The 13,737-nt window shown below is 72.1% G+C and carries 13 protein-coding genes and 1 pseudogene; 4 read left to right on the forward strand and 10 right to left on the reverse strand.

The window, feature by feature from the left end:
• Positions 1 to 93 (forward strand): annotated as a pseudogene (locus ACFU6K_RS13050) (NADP oxidoreductase); the annotation flags it as partial.
• 28 nt (positions 94 to 121) lie between these two features.
• Here ACFU6K_RS13050 and galK read toward each other — a convergent pair.
• The gene (gene galK / locus ACFU6K_RS13055; protein ID WP_380662645.1) at positions 122 to 1,249 is read right to left on the reverse strand and encodes a galactokinase; all 1,128 of its coding nucleotides are present in this window, start codon (positions 1,247 to 1,249) and stop codon (positions 122 to 124) included.
• Entirely contained in the window at positions 1,246 to 2,403 is a 1,158-nt protein-coding gene (gene galT / locus ACFU6K_RS13060) for a galactose-1-phosphate uridylyltransferase (RefSeq protein WP_380662647.1), read from the reverse strand. Before galT ends, galK begins: the two co-directional genes overlap by 4 nt.
• 111 nt (positions 2,404 to 2,514) lie before the next feature.
• Between galT and ACFU6K_RS13065 the strand changes: the two genes are divergently transcribed.
• Positions 2,515 to 3,333 (forward strand): DeoR/GlpR family DNA-binding transcription regulator, encoded by an 819-nt coding sequence (locus ACFU6K_RS13065; RefSeq protein WP_380662649.1) that lies wholly within the window; start codon positions 2,515 to 2,517, stop codon positions 3,331 to 3,333.
• Between the two features lie 75 nt (positions 3,334 to 3,408).
• On the opposite strand, the gene ACFU6K_RS13070 is transcribed toward ACFU6K_RS13065, so the two are convergent.
• The 8 genes from ACFU6K_RS13070 to ACFU6K_RS13105 form a co-directional block, all read right to left on the reverse strand.
• Entirely contained in the window at positions 3,409 to 4,503 is a 1,095-nt protein-coding gene (locus ACFU6K_RS13070; RefSeq protein WP_380662651.1) for a LacI family DNA-binding transcriptional regulator, read from the reverse strand.
• A gap of 73 nt (positions 4,504 to 4,576) precedes the next feature.
• Entirely contained in the window at positions 4,577 to 6,418 is a 1,842-nt protein-coding gene (locus ACFU6K_RS13075; RefSeq protein ID WP_380662653.1) for a glycoside hydrolase family 36 protein, read from the reverse strand.
• Between the two features lie 2 nt (positions 6,419 to 6,420).
• Positions 6,421 to 7,248, reverse strand: a complete 828-nt coding sequence (locus tag ACFU6K_RS13080) for a carbohydrate ABC transporter permease (protein WP_380662655.1) — start codon at positions 7,246 to 7,248, stop codon at positions 6,421 to 6,423.
• Entirely contained in the window at positions 7,245 to 8,210 is a 966-nt protein-coding gene (locus tag ACFU6K_RS13085) for a carbohydrate ABC transporter permease (protein WP_380662657.1), read from the reverse strand. The genes ACFU6K_RS13080 and ACFU6K_RS13085 overlap by 4 nt, the downstream gene beginning before the upstream one ends.
• Positions 8,207 to 9,553 carry an ABC transporter substrate-binding protein gene (locus ACFU6K_RS13090; RefSeq protein WP_380662659.1) on the reverse strand — a complete coding sequence of 449 codons (1,347 nt, stop codon included), beginning with the start codon at positions 9,551 to 9,553 and terminating at the stop codon, positions 8,207 to 8,209. Before ACFU6K_RS13090 ends, ACFU6K_RS13085 begins: the two co-directional genes overlap by 4 nt.
• A gap of 240 nt (positions 9,554 to 9,793) precedes the next feature.
• Positions 9,794 to 11,020 carry a radical SAM protein gene (locus ACFU6K_RS13095; RefSeq protein ID WP_380662661.1) on the reverse strand — a complete coding sequence of 409 codons (1,227 nt, stop codon included), beginning with the start codon at positions 11,018 to 11,020 and terminating at the stop codon, positions 9,794 to 9,796.
• Positions 11,021 to 11,040: 20 nt separating this feature from the next.
• The gene (locus ACFU6K_RS13100) at positions 11,041 to 11,775 is read right to left on the reverse strand and encodes a hypothetical protein (protein ID WP_380662663.1); all 735 of its coding nucleotides are present in this window, start codon (positions 11,773 to 11,775) and stop codon (positions 11,041 to 11,043) included.
• A gap of 187 nt (positions 11,776 to 11,962) precedes the next feature.
• Complete coding sequence (locus tag ACFU6K_RS13105; RefSeq protein ID WP_380662665.1) at positions 11,963 to 12,241, reverse strand: hypothetical protein; 279 nt, start codon at positions 12,239 to 12,241, stop codon at positions 11,963 to 11,965.
• Between the two features lie 355 nt (positions 12,242 to 12,596).
• Between ACFU6K_RS13105 and ACFU6K_RS13110 the strand changes: the two genes are divergently transcribed.
• Both ACFU6K_RS13110 and ACFU6K_RS13115 read left to right on the forward strand, forming a co-directional pair.
• Positions 12,597 to 13,454 (forward strand): helix-turn-helix domain-containing protein, encoded by an 858-nt coding sequence (locus ACFU6K_RS13110; RefSeq protein WP_380662667.1) that lies wholly within the window; start codon positions 12,597 to 12,599, stop codon positions 13,452 to 13,454.
• Positions 13,454 to 13,675: a DUF397 domain-containing protein gene (locus tag ACFU6K_RS13115; protein WP_380662669.1), complete on the forward strand. Its 222-nt coding sequence runs from the start codon at positions 13,454 to 13,456 to the stop codon at positions 13,673 to 13,675. The genes ACFU6K_RS13110 and ACFU6K_RS13115 overlap by 1 nt, the downstream gene beginning before the upstream one ends.
• Positions 13,676 to 13,737 lie beyond the last annotated feature (62 nt).

A 13,737-nucleotide genomic window follows, 5' to 3' on the forward strand; every position in this document is an offset into this window, starting at 1 on the left:
ACCCCGGTGTACGGGCTGCGCGCCGGTGTCGAGGCGGTCACCCGGGCGCTCGCGGAGGCGTCCCCGGAGCGCCCGGCGGCCCACAAGGCCTGACCCCACCGAAGGAGGCGGAGCCGGCGGCTCACCGGAGCCGGCGCGCCCCCTCCGCCGGGACGGCGGTGAGGGTGCGCGGCTCCGCGTACCCGGCCGCGCGGAACGCGGCGGTGACCTCGGCGGCGACGTGTCCGGCCGCGGCCGCGTCCACCAGGGCGATGACCGAGCCGCCGAAGCCGCCGCCGGTCATCCGCGCTCCGTGGGCGCCGGCGGCCACCGCGGCCTCGACGGCGAGGTCGGTCTCCGGGCAGGAGACCCGGTAGTCGTCGCGCAGCGAGGCGTGTCCGGCGGTGAGGATCGGGCCGAGCGCGGCGGGGTCGCCGGCGTCCAGAGCGGCGACGGCGGCTTCCACCCGGGCGTTCTCGGTGACCACGTGCCGCACCAACGGAACGAATTCCGAGGGCAGTTGGGCGAGTGCGTCGGCCAGCCCGGACGGCTGGAGCGAGCGCAGCGCGGGCAGCCCGAGCAGAGCGGCAGCCCGTTCGCAGCCGGCCCGCAGCGCGGCGTAGGCGCCGTCGCCGAGGTCGTGCTTCACCCGGGTGTCCAGGACCAGCAGGGCGAGGCCCGCGCCCGCCAGGTCGACGGGCACCTGACGCATCGTCAGATCACGGCTGTCCAGGAACAGCGCGGCTCCGGGGCGGCAGCACATCGAGGCCATCTGGTCCATGATCCCGCAGGGCACGCCGACGAAGGCGTTCTCGGCCCGCTGTGCGATCACCGCCAGTTCGGCGGCCGAAAGCCCCAGCCCGTACAGGTCGTTGTAGGCGGCGGCGACGACGCACTCCAGCGCGGCGGAGGAGGACAGCCCGGCGCCGCTGGGCACGTCGCTGTCCAGCCGGAGGTCCGCCCCGCCGACGGGGTGGCCGGCCTCGCGCAGCGCCCAGACCACCCCGGCCGGGTAGCCGGCCCAGCCGGGCACGGAGCCCGGGGCGAGGTCGTCGACCCGGAGTGCGACGAGTTCGCGCCCCTGGGCGGACCAGATCCGCAGCTGCCCGTCCCCGCTGCGGGCGGCCTGGGCGCGGACGGTCTGCGGCAGGGCGATCGGGAGGACGAACCCCAGGTTGTAGTCGGTGTGTTCGCCGATCAGGTTCACCCGGCCGGGGGCGGCCCACTCCCCCTCGGACGGACGGCCGTACAGCTGCGCGAAGTCGTTCATGCGGTGGCCTCCCGCAGCCGGCGGGCCGCGTGCTCGGGGGTGACGTCGTTGACGAAGGCGTCCATGCCGGATTCCACCCCGGCCAGGTACTTGAGCTTGTCGGCGGTGCGGCGGATGGTGAACAGCTCCAGGTGCAGGGCGAGTTCGTCCCGATGCCCGGCGGGGGCCTGGTGCCAGGCGGAGATGTACGGGGTGCGGCCGGTGCCGAAGAGCCGGTCGAAGCGGCGCAGCAACTCCAGGTAGAGGGCGGGGAATTCGTCCCGCTGCTCGGCGTCCAGCGCGGTCAGGTCGGGCACCCGGCGGTGCGGGTACAGGTGCACCTCGTACGGCCAGCGGGCGGCGAAGGGGACGAAGGCCGTCCAGTGCGTCCCGGCGAGGACGACGCGCTCGCCGTGGGCGCGTTCGGCGGCGAGCAGGTCGTCGAAGAGGTTGCGGCCGGCGGTGGCGCGGTGCTCGGCGGCGCGGGCGGCCATCCGGGCAGTGCGCGGCGCGGTGAAGGGCAGGGCGTAGATCTGGCCGTGCGGGTGGGCGAGGGTGACGCCGATCTCGGCGCCCCGGTTCTCGAAGCAGTAGACCTGCCGCACGCCGGGCAGGGCGGAGAGCTCGGCGGTGCGGTCGGTCCAGGCGTCCAGGACCAGCCGGGCGCGCTCGGGGGTGAGGTCGGCGAAGGAGGCCTCGTGGTCGGCGGTGAAGCAGACCACCTCGCAGCGCCCGGCGCCGGGGCCGCTGGTCCACAGGCCCTCGGCGGCCCGGACGGGCTCCGCGGGCGGGCCGGCCAGCGAGGGGAAGCGGTTCTCGAAGACGGCCACCTGGTAGTCGGCGGCCGGGATCTCGCTGTGCCGCCCGTCCCGGGAGGGGCAGAGCGGGCACTCCTCGGGCGGCGGCTGGTAGGTGCGCGCCTGGCGGTGGGCCGCGATGGTGACCCAGTCGCCGGTGGCCGGGTCGAGCCGGACCTCGGAGCCGGGGGTCTGCGGGTCGAGCGGCCGTTCGTCCACGGCGCCGCGGCGGGCGGCCGTGCCGCCGTCGCAGGGCGTGCCGCCGTCGGCCGCGCCGTCGCCGTCGGCCGCCTCGCTGTCGTAGTAGATCAGTTGCCGACCGTCCGCGAGGGTGGTCACGGTCCTGACGGTGGACTGGGTCAGGGACGTTCCGGGCATGGCCCTTCTTCCTCTGAGCTCTGAGTGGAACACCGGAATCAACAGAAAGCTACAATCTCAAACATTATCCACCAGGACCACGCACCGGACGTGGTCGAAGGAGGCCTCCCGATGGCTGACAGCGCCCAACCGCTCGCCGGACAGCGCCGCGTGCTGATCCTGGAGCAGATCCGCGCGCGCGGCGGGGTCCGGGTCACCGAACTGGTCCGCGACCTCGGGGTCTCGGACATGACGGTCCGGCGCGACCTGGACGCGCTGGCCCGCCGCGGCCTGGTGCACAAGGTGCACGGCGGCGCGGTCCGGGTCGAGGCGCCGGCCACCGGCGAGCCCGGGTTCGAGACCAAGGCCCACTGGGAGCTGCCCGCCAAGGAGGCGATCGCCCGGGCCGCCGCGGCGCTCGTGCCGCCGGGCTCGGCGGTCGGGCTGGCCGGCGGGACGACCACCTACGCGGTCGCCCGGCGGCTGCGCGCGGTCGAGGGCCTCACCGTGGTGACCAACTCGCTGCGGATCGCCGAGCTGCTGGAACAGCCCGCCGAGGACGGCACCCCGTCCACCGCCACGGTGATCCGCACCGGCGGCGTGCGGACCCCCTCGGACGCGCTGGTCGGGCCGGTGGCCGACCAGGCGATCCGCTCGCTGCACGTCAACCTGTTGGTCCTGGGCTGCCACGGCCTCTCCCCCGAGGCCGGGCTGACCACCCCGAACCTGGCCGAGGCGGAGACCAACCGCGCCTTCCTCCGCTCGGCCCGCCGGGTGGTCGTGGTGGCCGACCACACCAAGTGGAACGCGGTCGGCCTGGCCTCCTTCGCCGACCTGGACCAGCTGGACGTCCTGGTCACCGACGACGCCCTGCCCGCCGAGCAGCGGGCGGCCGCCGCCGGACTGGTCGGCGAGCTGATCGTGGCGGCGACGGCGGACCACGCGGGCTGAACCGACCGACGGACCGCACAGGCTGAACCGACCGACGGGCCACACGGACTGAACCGGCCGACGGATTCAAAGGATTCAGTCGGCTCGGCCCGAACTCCCCCGCACCACCAGCTCGGTGGGCAGTTCCAGCCCCTCCCCCGGCGCCGCCTCCCCGCGCACCTGGTCCAGCAGCCGGCCGACCAGCGCCGTGGCGATCGCCCGCAGCGGCAGCCGGACCGAGGTCAGCGCGGGGTGGAGGTGGCGGCAGAGCGGCGTGTCGTGGAACCCGGTGACGGCCACCCCGCCGGGACCGACCACCAGCCCCTCCGCCCGGACCGCCTCGTACACGTCCAGCGCCAGCAGGTCGCTGCCGGCCGCGAAGGCGGTGGGCCGGTCGGGCCCGCGCAGCAGCGCCCGCACGGAGGCCACCACGGAGCCCGCGGCGGCCGTACCGGTCGCACCCGCCGCCGCCCCGGAAGCCCCCGCCGCACCCGTCACCGCCGCGCCCACCGCCACCGCGGACAGGCCCAACCGGCGCGCCTCGGCCAGGAATCCGGCCCGCCGCGCCGCCATCCAGGGCAGCTCGTCGGCAACCCCGAGGTAGCCGATCCGGCGGTGGCCGAGCGCCGCGAGGTGCCGCACCACCTCGGCCATCGCCGCCTCGTTGCCGATGTCCACCCAGCGCTGCGGCTCGCCGGGCGCGGTCCGGCCGAAGCTGGCGAACGGGACGCCGAGCCGGGCCACGTGGGCGATCCGGACGTCCTCGTGCAGGACGTCCGCCAGCACCAGTCCGTCCACCTGACGGGCCGCCACCAGTTCGTCGATGGCGGCCACCGGGTCGGTCGCGCCCTGCCCCGGCCGGAACAGCAGCACCCGCTGCCCCGCCGCCCCGGCCGCGTCGACCAGGGCTTCCAGGAAGCCCGCCATCAGCGGGTTGGGGTCCAGCGGGTCGTCCACCGGGGCGAGGTAGCCGAGGGTGCGCCGGGCGCCGCTGCGCAGCGAGCGGGCCGACTGGTCGGGCTGGTAGCCGAGTTCGCGGATCGCCGCGTTCACCCGCTCCAGCGTCTCCGGGCGGACCCGCTGCGGCGCGTTGAGCGCGTTGGAGACGGTCTGCCGGGAGACCCCGGCCGCCCGGGCGACCTCCTCGATCGTGGTGGCGCCGCGGCGCGGCCGGTGCGGTCCCTCGGGCATGCGGTTCTCCAGACGTGGTCGGGTACGCGGACCGGGCCGGGGCCCGGAGGCGGGCCGGCGGCCCCGGAGGCGGTCAGCGACGCAGGGTCAGCAGCCCGCCGCGCGGCACCGGGATCACGTCCGCCCGGTCCAGCTCGACCTCGCCCTGCCGGACGATACGCCCCCGGGCGTCCCGCACCGTCACCGCCACCTGCCCGCGGCCGCCGGTGAGCCGGACGTCCGGGTCGCCGTCGGCGTTGGCCACCAGCAGGGTGCGCCAGTCGTCGCCGGAGGCGTCCACCGGCAGCGCGGCGTAGCGGGCCACGGCCACGGTGCCGGTGTCGGGACCGGCGCCGGTCCCGCCGCCGGTGCCGCGCGCGGTGACCATCGGATAGCCGAGGTCCGGGCGGGCCGGGAGCAGTTCGCCGAGCTGGAGGGTGTCGGCGTGCTCGCGGAAGACACCGAGCCAGAAGGCGATCGCCTCGCGCTGCTCCTCGCTCTGCGCGGCGAGGTCGACGGAGATCTGCGGCACCGAGAACAGCACGTTGATCAGGTGGCAGGCGACCTGCTCGGCCGGTTCCTCCCGGTGCCACATCAGCATGTCGGCGTGGACCGGGACGGGCCCGGCGGCCAGCCGCACGTCGATGGTCCGCTGCCGGTTCTCCTGCGGGCTGAGCGGGCAGTCGGTGGCGCGGATCATGGTGGCGTACGGCCACAGGCCGGGGCTGACGTACGGCTGGCGGTGCTCGATCATCGCCTCCGGGTTCGCGGCGGTGATCCGGCCGCGGATCGCGGCGAGCAGCCGCTCCACGCCCTCGTCCACGCTCGCGCAGTCCGCGCCGGGGCGGGCCGGCGGGGCGTCGTCGCGCTCCGCGGCCCGGGCGAACCAGTCGACGAAGTCCACCTTGAGGCCGTCCATGCCCCACTCCTCGACGGCCCGGGCGAGCCGGTCGGTGAGGAAGGCCCGGACCTCGGGGTGGCGCGGGTCGGCGACGATCGCGCCCATGTGGGCGGCGTCGGCCAGCGCGAGGTGGCCGATCTCCCGGTACGCGGCGCTGTCCTTGCCGATGAACGGCAGCGCGTACCAGAGCATGTAGCGCACCCCGAGCTCGTGCACCCGCCGGACGTGGGCGGCGGTGTCGGGCAGCGAGACCGGCTCCCAGTCGCCGCAGTGGGCGTAGCCGCGGGTGCGGTCGGCGGTCATCCAGCCGTCGTCCACGATGATCACGTCCAGGCCCAGTTCCTTGCCGAGCGCGGCCTGGGTCTCGACGCCCTCGGGGGTGATGTCCTGGTGCATCGAGTACCAGGTGGAGTACGCGGGACGGCGGGCCGCCTCCGGGATGTCGGCCGTGCGGCCCTCGCCCCACCAGGCGGCCAGGTCGGCCAGGGCGCGCCCGAAGTGCCGGCGCGAGGTGTCGATCCGGACGGTGAGCCGGTCGGTGGACTGGGCCCAGAACCGGAACTCGCCGGTCTCCTCGACCACTCCGGCCCCGGCCAGCACGTCCGGGCGACCGGCCGCGAAGGCGCACAGCGCGACGTCGCCGGTGCCGACCAGCGCGGCGATCGGCGCGCCGTTGGCCAGCGAGGTGCGGCGCGGGGCGCTCCAGGCGGCGGGCAGCCGGCCGGTGCCGCGCGGCTCGGGGGTCCAGAGGGCGGTGGCGTCGACGCAGGGCACCCGCCACTCGATCCGGACCTCGCCCGGGCCCTCGGCGGTCACCTCCACCACGCCGTCGGCAACGCCCCGGGCCGTGCCCGTGCCGCTCACCCGCAGGTCCAGTCCGTCGGCGTACAGCGGGCGCAGGCCGCCGGCCGCGGTGGGCGCGTGCGGCTCCCAGACTTCGGCCGCGGCCGTGGCGCCGGTCGTGCTCCCGGCCGTGGTCCCACTCGTGTTCTCGGTCGTGCTCCCGGCCGTACCGGTGGCGTTCGTCTCGGTCATGGTCAGCCCTTCGTGGCGCCGGCCAGCAGGCCGGAGATGAACTGCCGCTGGAGGACCAGGAAGAGGACCATCATCGGCAGGGTGGACAGCGCGGTGCCGGAGAGGATCGCGCCGTAGTCGGTGTTGGACTTGTTGCCGTGCAGCGTCGCCAGGGCGACCGGCAGGGTGTGCATCTCGGGGCTGCGCAGGGCGATCAGGGGCCAGACGAACTGGTTCCAGGAACCCAGGAAGAGGAAGATCGACAGGGCCGCCAGCACCGGCCGCATGACCGGCACCACCACGCTGAACAGCACCCGGAGTTCGCCCGCGCCGTCGACCCGGGCGGCGTCCAGGAGTTCGTCCGGCAGGCTGCTCAGCGACTGCCGCATCAGGAAGATGGCGAACGGCACGCACAGGCCCGGCAGGATCAGCGCCTGGTAGGTGTCCAGCAGGCCGAAGTTCGTCATCATCTTGAACAGCGGTACCAGCACGACCTGTTCGGGCACCACGAGGGTGGAGAGCAGCAGCGCGAAGAGCAGGGTTCGGCCGCGGAAGCGGAACTTGGCGAAGGCGTAGCCCGCGAGCAGCGCCACCACCAGGGCGCCCAGGGTCTGGACCCCCGCCACCAGCAGGGAGTTGCCGACCACCCGGAGCAGGCCGATCTTCTGCTCCAGGTGGCTCAGGTTCTCGCCGAGGCTCCCGCCGGGCAGCAGCTTGGGCGGCCAGTCGAAGACCTCGGTGTCCTTGCGGGTGGCGGAGACCACCAGCCAGTAGAAAGGGGCGATCGAGAGCCCGGTGACGCCGGCCAGGAAGAAGGTCAGCGGCCAGCCGCGCAGTTTCTTGAGGTTCACTTGTCCTTCTCCCCCATCAGGCGCATCTGGACGGCGCCGAGCACCGAGACGAGCAGGGTGAGCGCGTAGGCGATGGCGGAGGCGTAGCCGAAGTCGAAGTACCGGAAGCCGTTCTGGTACAGGTACATGGAGACGGTCAGGGTGGCGTTGTCCGGCCCGCCTCCGGTCAGCACGTACGGCTCGTCGAAGAGCTGGAGCGTGCCGATGGTCGAGAGCACGACGGTGAACAGCAGCACCGGGCGCAGCGCGGGGACGGTGATCGAGGTGAAGCGACGGATCGGGCCGGCCCCGTCGACCATCGCGGCCTCGTACAACTCCCGTGGTATGGACTGGAGTCCGGCGAGGTAGATGACGGCGTTGTACCCGGTGTAGTGCCAGGTGAGCACCACGACGACGGCCATCCGGGCCCAGACGGGCTGGCCCAACCAGTCGACGGAGGGCAGGCCGACGGCGTTCAGCAGCCAGTTGACGGCGCCGTCGTCGGCCTTGAGCAGGTAGGCGAACATCACGCCGGTGGCGACCAGGCCGGTGACCGAGGGCATGAAGACGCCGAGCCGCCACACCGTACGCCAGCGCACCAGCGCGGAGTTGATGCCGACGGCCATCAGCAGGGCCAGGCCGAGCATCAGCGGGACCTGCACGACGAGGATCTCGCCGGTGTTGCGCAGGGCCGTCCAGAACAGCGGATCGTCCAGCAGGCGGCGGTAGTTGGCGAGTCCGGCGTTGCGGGTGGCGGCGCCGGAGCCGGTGGTGAAGGAGAGCAGCAGCGAGTCGATGACCGGGTAGGCCTTGAACACGCCGAAGGTGAGCAGGGCGGGGGCGAGCAGCAGGTACGGTACGGCGCCGCGGCGCCAACGGGCGCGGCGGAGCCGGCCGGACCGGCCGGGCCCCACGGATCCCTTGGACCCCTCGGACCCCTCGGTCCCCTTGGCGAGGGCGGCGGGCGGGCTGGCGGCACTCATGCGATACCGCGCCCCGTCTGCTGGGCGAGCTGCTTGGCGGCGTCCTGGAGGACGGCGGCGGGCTCGGCGCCCTTGAGGAGGACCTTGGTCTGGGCGTCGCTGACGAGCTTGAGGGCGCGGGCGTAGTCGCCGGAGTAGTTGGTGGGGTCCCCGCCCTCGACGGCGAGGTCGGTGAAGGTCTTGAGCACCGGCTGGCCGCCGTAGAAGGCGCTGGGGGCGGCGTACATCGGGTCGGTGTAGGCCTCGGTGAGGGCCGGGAAGACGCCGCCCGCGTTGAACATCGTGTTGACCGAGGCGGCGCGGGTGAGCGCGTACTCGACGAACTTCCAGGCGGCGCGGCGGCGCGGGCTGGAGGCGGCGACGGCCAGGTGGGTGGAGTTGACCAGGGCGGTGCGCTTGCCGCCGGGGGTGACCGCCGGGGGCTTGGTGAGGCGCCAGTTGCCGCTCTGGTCGGGGAACTTCTTCTCCAGGTAGTGCGCGACCCAGGTGGGCATCGCGGCCACCGCGAGCTTGCCGGTCTTCATCACCGGCGGCCAGCTCTGGACGCCGGGGGTGTCGCCGATCAGCCCGGCCTCGTCCAGTCGCTTGATGATCGTCAGGGCGCGCACGGCCGGCTCCGAGGCGACGGTGATCCTGCCCTGGAGGTCGAAGTAGAAGGCGCCCTGGAGCTGCATCAGGCCCTGGAGGAAGTCCAGGTCGGGGGTGGGGTTGGCGGCCCGGTTGACGCCGATCAGGGCGATGCCGGGGTTGGCGGCCTTGAAGCGGTCGGTGACGGCGAGCAGGTCGTCCCAGGTGGCGAAGGTCTCGGGGTCGATGCCCGCCTTGTCGAAGTAGTCCTTGCGGTAGAAGAAGCCGAGCGCGTTGACCTCCCAGGGCAGCGCGTAGGCGTGGCCGTCCTTGCCGGTGACGACCGGCCACAGGCCCTTGGCGAACCTGTCCTTGTACGCGTCGGCGCCGAGCGCGGAGAGGTCGGCCAGGCCGCCGGGGAACTTCTCCTGGTAGCCGGGCAGGTAGTCACAGCCGATGTGCAGGACGTCGCCGAGGCCCTGGCCGCCGGCCGCCAGGCCGACGGTGATCTTGTCCCAGATGGCGGGCTCGCCGATGTCCTGGACGTCGACCTTGATCCCCGGGTTGTCCTTCTCGAAGGCCGGGACGATGCCGCGCAGGGCGTCGGCGGCGGTGGCCCAGGACCAGACGGTGATCGTGCCGGTGTCGGCGTCCCCGCCGGCGGCGCCTCCCGAGCCGGAGCCGCCGCCGCAGGCCGCGAGGGTGCCGCCGGCGGCGACGGCCAGCAGGCCGGCTCCGGAGGCGCGGAGAAGGTCGCGTCGGGAAAGGTGTGACATTGCATTCCTCTCGGTGGGGTGGCGCCGGAAGGCTGTGGTGCGAAGGGGGTGGTGCGCGGGGGGGGTGCTGGGCGCAGGCGGGGGCTGCTGCACTGTTTTGAACGTTCAAACACACAAAACAGACCAGAACCAAACAGGTTCCAACGAGCGGACACAGCAAACGCCCGCCCTCCCCCTGCCGTCAAGCCCTGGAGAGGGGAAGGGCGGGCTCCGCAACCGTTCCGTAATCAGTGAGGGGCGTCAGCCCTGGGCGGCGTCCACGGGAGCGAACACGGTTCCGGGGGTGACCGGGATCCCACGCGACATGGCCTCGAAGTCCAGGATCGGGTGGGTCAGGATCTCCTCGACCTCGTCGGTCAGGAGGTTGCCCAGGATGAACTCCTCCTCCGCCCCCGACCCGAAGGTGACGACCTGTCCGCTCGACTGGATCATCCAGTTGAGCAGCTCCCGCTCGCTGCTCTCCGCGAGGTGGATCTCCCGGCCGGGGTGGTCGCGCCGGATGCCGTCCACGACCTCACGGACGTCCTCGACCGCCACCCCGAGCCTGCGGACCGTGTCCGGCGAAGCCCGTCGGCCCCACCACTGGAAGATCACCCACTGGGCGACCGAGGGGTGCGACATGATCTCGGCCGCGAGCTCCGGCAGTTGGTGGAGGTTCTCGGCGCTCGCGACGGTGTGCACCCGCACCCGGTCGAAGCCCTCGGCGTCGCACAGGGCGAGGGATTCCAGCAGCGCCCGCAGGAGGTTGGTGTCCGGGCTGCGCCGGAAGGCCCGCTGCACCTCCGGGGTGACGGCGTCCAGCGGCAGCCGCAGCGAGGACAGCCCGCGCAGGCGGTCGAGCTTCTCGGCGGTGAGCGTGTAGCCGGTGGTGTCGAGGCCGACCTTGAGGCCGGCGGCGATGGCATGGTCGACCACGTCGAAGATCGGCGGCCACAGCAGCGGGTCGCCGCCCGCCAGGACCAGGTCGGAGGTCCCGTGCGCGGCCATCTTCCCGATGATCAGCTCCGCCTGGGCGAGGTCGATCTGCTCGGCGGCGAACGGGTTGTAGCAGCCCTGGCAGGACATCGGACAGCGGTTGTTGATCGACCAGTTGACCCGCCGCACGCGCCGACCCGTACGCGGCTGGTCGGCCCGGCTCCGGATCCCGGCCACCAGGTGGGCCAGGCGCCGGGCCTGCGGGAGGGTGGCGTCCGCGAGCAGTTCCTCCGCCCGTTCGACGGCGACCGCGGTGGCGTTGTTCTGGAGCAGCAGGAACGCCAGGCGCCACCGCATGGCCTCGTCGGCCGGGTCCCGGGCCAGGGCCTGTTCGACCCGCGAGGTCAGGGCGCCGAGGTAGCCGGGGTTGAAGTGGGCGGGTTCCAGGCGCCGTTGGAAGTCGTCGGCGATCGACCCGCGCTCCAGGGACCTGTCGTAGCCGGCCCGCAGCGGGTGCGGGGGCAGGATCTCCACGTGCTGCCGAGTGGACATGGGATGTTCTCCGGTGGGGGTCAGTTCGAGGCGGACGGCAGCAGGACGACCATCGAGTCGGTGGACGACAGGCCCATGCTCTCCACGAAGACCGCGTCGCGGACGAGCTGCGCGACGGCGGGGTGGGTGGGGGCGTCGAGGTAGCGGGCGGTGGATTCGAGCGGGGTCAGGCCCCGTTCGGCGACCAGGGTGCGCAGGGCCCGCGGGAGGTTGTCGAGGTCGTCGCGTATCAGCTGGAGGTCGAACCGGTCGGCCAGCCGCAGCGCGGCCCGGCGGGCCTTGGCGAGGTTGGTCGTCGGGTCCACACTGGTGGCCTTCGCCAGGTAGTACGGGACGGGCTGCATCATCCAGGCGAGCGCCGTACGCGGGTCCTCCTCGTCACGACCGGGCAACTCGAAGCCCTCCAGGCCGAGTTCGAGGCCGTCGCAGAACCACTCGCGCCGCATGCTGATCCGGTAGTGGGCGTGGCCGGCCTGTCGGAACGCCGGGAGCCTGGCGATGACGGAGGTCGTCTCGATGCCGAAGGTGTCGGAGATCCGCCGCATCCTCCGCCCGACCACGTGACGGACTCCGGGCACGTCCGCATCCTCGGCCACGACATGGACCAGGTCGAGGTTGGAGACGACGTCGCCACCGGGCCCGGTGCGGTGGTCGCCCCGGGCGAGCGACCCTGTCGCCGCCACCGACATGTCGGTCACGTCCGCGAACTCGCGGGACAGCTCCTGGAACAGCAGGGGGACGTCATCGGGTCTCACGTGGCTCCTCGGGTGTCGGCGGCGACGGCGAGGAAGAGAGCTTCACGCTCTCTTCCAAGTCCTTTTACATCGTGGAGAGTTCGTATTCAGGCGCGCAGCCTAACAGCGACTCACTACAAATGGTCACGTTCGCACCAACTGCCTCATGCGTCATGACTGATGAAGCAACAGAATCAGTCATATCCGGTCAATCGAAGGCCGCCCGACGCACATAGATCGGATACGGGTCACCCCCGACGAACGCGACGGCCCCCACCGCGCCGAAGTGGTACAGCCGGTGGCCGATCTCCCCTGCGGCCCGGGGGCCGAACCGGCTGTTGAGCTCGGCGGCCTGGTCGGCGTCCAGAGCGAGCAGGGAAAGGCCGGCCCGGAGGACGTCGAGGGCGTCGAAGAGGCTGTCGAAGGTCGTGGGCTTGGTGAGGCCCACGATCTCGACACTCACGGAGAAGGGGAACCCGTCACTCACCGCGAGTCTCCGTTCTGTGCCTTGCCGAATCCACCCTCGCGCGAGCAGCAGCCCCAACGGGGCAGCCAGCAGGAGTACTTCTCCAACGTTCCGGGCATAGCAGGACCTCTTCCGGTATGGGAGGGACGATCGCAATCGAGGGCCGGTAAGAGGCATGGGAATGCCCGGTCCATCGACACCAGGATCACGCTGTGTGGTGCATCGAACTACGGGAAGTAGCATGCCCTGCGTTGGCCGGTCAGTGCAACGGAACCTGAGAATGTGCATATGTCTTCTGAGATTCGATGTGACGAACCCACTGCCATCACGTCAGACTGTGGGCCGACGACAGAGTGCGACGAGGGGAGGTCGGAGCGTGGCCGCAACACCGACGGTCCGCCGACGGATGCTGGGCGGGGAACTCCGAAAGATCCGCGAGGGACTCAACCTCAAGGTTGATGACGTAGCAGTCCGGCTCGGCTGGCATCAATCCAAGGTCAGCCGGTTGGAGAACGGCCGCCACGGAGTGCGCGCAAACGAGGTCGGGATACTGCTCGACGTCTACGAAGTCACCGACCCGGAGATGCGGGAGGCACTTGAGACGCTGGCGCGCGAGGGCAAACGCCGGGTGTGGTGGCAGCCGTACTCGGATGTGATCTCGAAGCACTACGCCTCGTTCATCAGCTTCGAGGCGGAGGCTGTATCGATCCGGAACTTCGAATCATCGCTCGTGCCGGGGCTGTTCCAAACTGCCGACTACGCGCGTGCACTGATCCGACAGCTTGAGCCCGAGGCCACACCTGACGAGATCAACGCACTGGTCGACGTTCGCTTGGCGCGCCAGAACGCGACGCTCCGGAGAGAGGAACCTCTGAAGCTATGGGCGATCGTGGATGAGGCCGCACTTCGCCGCCTGATCGGCAACCAGAACATCATGGCGAGGCAGTTGCAGCAGCTCGTCGCCGTCTCCAGGGAACCGCACGTCACCGTGCAGGTGGTGCCCTTCTCAGCCGGCGCCCACGCGGGCGTGCATGGGTCGTTCGCGATTCTGAGTTTTCCTGTTCGAGGAGATCTCGACGTGGTGTACACCGAGGCCTTGACCAGTAGTCTCTATCTCGAACGAGATGACGACGTCGCAGCCTACGACCAGGCCTTTGACCGGCTTCGGGCAGCTGCCCTCGACGTCGCGCCGTCACGGCGACTTATCGCGCAGATCGCAAAGGAACTTGAGTGATGATCACCGATCGGAGCGAAGTGAACCTGGCTGGCGCCACCTGGCGAAAGAGCAGGTACAGCGCCAACCAAGGCAACTGCATCGAGGTCGCCGACGGCTTCACCGGCACCGTTCCCGTCCGGGACTCCAAGGATCCCGACGGCCCGGCGCTCGTCTTCCAGGCCGCCGCGTGGTCCGCCTTCGTCACCGCCCTCAAAGCCGGCGAAATCCCCAACGCCTGAACACACTCGCGCGAGAACTAGGCCCAACCCACAAATAGCGCAACCCAACATCCCGGACCCCC

Origin of the sequence: Kitasatospora sp. NPDC057512 (assembly GCF_042802135.1) — a bacterium.
GTDB lineage: Bacteria > Actinomycetota > Actinomycetes > Streptomycetales > Streptomycetaceae > Kitasatospora.